Source organism: Streptococcus sp. HMSC064D12, from assembly GCF_001837205.1.
GTDB lineage: Bacteria > Bacillota > Bacilli > Lactobacillales > Streptococcaceae > Streptococcus > Streptococcus salivarius_D.
Window position 1 is genome coordinate 140,435 of the sequence record NZ_KV831725.1, and the last position, 2,729, is coordinate 143,163.

Below are 2,729 nucleotides of genomic sequence, written 5' to 3' on the forward strand. Positions count from 1 at the left end.
TCAAAGAAGGCGCTATTGACGTTGAGGCTCCAGCAAGTAATGAAGCCACAACTAAACCTGTAGAAAACACAGCTGCTACCGCTTCGAGCGAGGTTGCCACTGTGTCAGAAACACCAGTAGCTAGCTCTGAAGTGGCTTCAACAGAAATTGTTTCTGAAAAACCAAGCTCTGAAGTGACAAGTACAGCTAGTTCAGAAACTACGCATTCTGAGGTAAGTACAACGACTAGTGAAAGTATTTCACACGAAAATAAAAGCACTTCATTAACTACTGATAGTACAAACACAACTGAAAATAATATCACTGGCGGTCACTACTACAGTGATGAACAGGGGAATTGGTACTATGAAGATGCTAATGGGAAAAAACTTACTGGAGATCAAACGATTGATAACGTAAGAGTCTCCTTCTGGGAGGACGGAAAACAAATTAAAGGACCACAAATCGTAAATTACAAACTATACCGTTATTTTGATGATAATACTGGTCAACTACAAACCGAACGGTATCTAGAATATAAGGGAAACTGGTACTATGTTGACAAGGATGGTATTCCTCTCAAGGGGGAACAAACCATTGATAGGCAAGAAGTTTATTTTGATTATGACGGAACTCAAGTCAAAGGAGACTTTAGTGAAAAGTATTCTGGTAATCTTGATAAGATGCACTATTATGACCCTAACACCGGAGCTAGAGTTAGAAAAGAAGGTCTCGTTCAAGATAAAGAAGGAAGAACATTTTTTATCAATAATGACGGTTCTAAATATACAGGAACTCGTATGATTGATGGTAATCTTTATTATTTCGAAATCGACTCTGGTGTCATGCAAAAAGGAATCAGCATAGAACTAGAAGATGGAAAGACTCTTCCAACTTCTAATAAATATGGAACACCCACAAACATTACACGTCGTTACTATTTTGACTCAGAAACCGGTCAGTTAGTCAAAAAACAAACAATTAAAGAACATGATAAATGGTACTACTACGGTGATGATGGAAATGCTATTCGTCCTAAAGATGGGGAAACCCTTATTAATGGACAAATCGTCTATCTCTACTCAAACGGCCGTCAAGCTAAAGGAGAACTTGTTCTTGATAATGGGGTCCTCCGTTACTATGATCCTGATTCTGGAGCTCGTGTTGTAAATACAAGCCTAACGATCAATGGGATGACTTATAACTTTGATGAAAATGGAATTGGTAAAGATGCTCCAAACCCTAACGGCTACTATAGCGATGAACAGGGTAACTGGTATTATAAGAATGCAAGCGGAGAAAACCTTATCGGTTCCCAAATCATTAAGGGACAAAGAGTATTCTTCCGGGATAATGGACAACAAGTCAAAGGGGCCTATTTAGATATATATAATGACCTTAAAGGTTACTACGATATCAATACAGGAAATCTCGTAACCAATCGTTACGTTGAAGTTAATGGTAATTGGTACTATGTTAATAAATACGGTAGCCCACTAAAAGGGGCCTACATTATTGATGGACAAGATGTTATGTTCGATCCCCATGATGGTAAACAGATTAAAGGAGGATTTGTAAGAGATCCGAAGTTTATCTCCAAATATTATTACATGCCTAAGTACTACTATGATAAAGACAATGGTTGCAAAGTAACCCATGCAGGCTTTGTTAATGAAAATGATTCAACCTACTACCTTGATGATAAAGGACAAATAGTTCTTGGACTTCAGGAAATTAATGGCGATTTCTATTACTTCCGTCCAGAAAATACGTATAAACAATATGACATTGGAGAAATGTTACGAGATCGTTTTATCTATGAAAATAATAAGGTCTATTATGTTGATCATAGTGGTAAAGTCTTGAAAAATCGCTTTTTCGAATGTAATGGAAGATGGTATTATTTTACAAAAGATGGTACAGCTGCAACAGGAGAAGTTGAAATTAATGGTCAAAAACTATACTTTGATAATCCTTGGGGTTTTCAGACCAAAGGAAGGGTTGCTCAAAACGGTAAATTCTATGACAAAGATTCTGGTGAACTAGTGACCAATACTTTTAGAGAAGGATTGACTTCCGTTGGTAGTACCATATATGGCGAAACTATATATGCAAAGGACTGGTATTACCTTGATAGGGAAGGCCGACCACTAAAAGGACCTCAAACACTTGATTATGTCAAAATGTACTTCTTCCCTAATGGAGCACAGGTTAAGGGACGTTTTGCTCCTGATGGACACTACTATGATAAGGATACTGGTGCACTTGTAACAAACCGTTACGTCCATATCTATAACTGGAAATTTCAAGATAAATACGGTAATCCTGTCGATAACTTTTTTATCCAGTACCCACATAATTTTATTCTTGATCCCAATGATAACACAATACCAGTAGACATTAGTCACTACCCACTTTCAAGCAAAGACTTCGATTGTGAGGACTATTTCTACTACGTTGATGTCAATGGTGATAAAGTTACCGGTGAGCAAACCATTGACAATGTCCCAGTCTACTTCCATAGTAACGGTAAACAAGCCAAGGGAGAACTAGTCACCGTTGATGGTAAAATCCACTACTACGATGCTAACTCAGGTGCCCGTTTGTCAAACATTGACATTACTATTAAAGGGCAAACCTATCATTTTGATGCGGATGGAAACGGAACACCAATTAGTTAATGAAGTTATAAATACTCCTTCTTAAAAATGACAGATTTAAAATGAAAGGAGAATTATCATGGAAAAGAA

1 protein-coding gene is annotated in these 2,729 nt (G+C 37.3%); it reads left to right on the forward strand.

From position 1 onward, the window contains the following. The coding region (locus tag HMPREF2697_RS02460; protein WP_070849515.1) for a glucosyl transferase at positions 1-2,660 on the forward strand (2,660 nt) is incomplete at its 5' end. Positions 2,661-2,729 lie beyond the last annotated feature (69 nt).